A 306-nucleotide genomic window follows, 5' to 3' on the forward strand; every position below is an offset into this window, starting at 1 on the left:
GAGTACGTCTGTGTTAAACCCAGGGATCAATTCTGCAGTAGAAGGCTCTGCAGTGATATCGTATATATATTGCCTCTGCTTATTAGTGCTCCTAGATAGAGAACATGCAGGCAGAACGGTAAGCGCGGAGATTGCTAAGGATGATTGAAGAAAGCGTCGACGAGATATATCCATACATAGTTACTCATTAATCCAGATCGGTTGAGTGTAACTAAATATAAATAGTGATTCCCCTTTATTATTAAAATTTCGGGCCACTGATCATTACAGCTAACTGTAGTTTCGTTCGTTCAGTAGATTAAATGC

Annotated in this window: 1 pseudogene; it reads right to left on the minus strand. The window is 39.5% G+C overall.

What is annotated here, in order from left to right:
• A pseudogene (locus IQR33_RS06725) lies at window positions 1-174 on the minus strand (multicopper oxidase family protein); the annotation flags it as partial.
• Window positions 175-306: the final 132 nt, after the last annotated feature.

The sequence above is a fragment of the Vibrio sp. OPT46 genome (assembly GCF_015163535.1).
GTDB classification, from domain to species: domain Bacteria; phylum Pseudomonadota; class Gammaproteobacteria; order Enterobacterales; family Vibrionaceae; genus Vibrio; species Vibrio alginolyticus.